At 47.3% G+C, this 414-nt stretch carries 1 protein-coding gene; it reads right to left on the bottom strand.

Translation table 11 applies throughout. The features are described 5' to 3' along the window. Window positions 1-414: GA-like domain-containing protein (locus AC1M9I_RS14635; protein ID WP_481611218.1), on the bottom strand; the 414-nt coding region annotated here is incomplete at both ends.

The raw sequence follows: 414 nt of genomic DNA, 5'->3' as shown, positions 1-414 counted from the left end.
ACTTTCGCTTGTGCATCTTCTTTAGCAGTAAGCGCATCATCACGTGCTTGAGTCAGCTCAGCAAGTTCTGTTGGCGTGATTAAACCATCTGCTTCTGCATCTGCTAATGCTTGCTCTGCCTCAGCATATGCTGCTTCAGCCGCCTCTACTGCCTCTGTTGCTTCTTCAAGTGCTGCAACTGCATCATCCACACCATCTTCGTTTTCATCATTTACTGTTGGTAAGGTGATGTTGACTAGATCATCTAAGCGTGCATCCAATGCGTCTTTGTCTGCTCCTTCTGGAAGTGCATCAACTTTCGCTTGTGCATCTTCTTTAGCAGTAAGCGCATCATCACGTGCTTGAGTCAGCTCAGCAAGTTCTGTTGGCGTGATTAAACCATCTGATTCGGCATCTGCTAGTGCTTGCTCTGCC

Source organism: Acinetobacter sp. ANC_7553 (genome assembly GCF_056779895.1).
The sequence above is the reverse complement of the archived record's forward strand: the minus strand, read 5'-3'. Positions and strand labels throughout refer to the sequence as shown.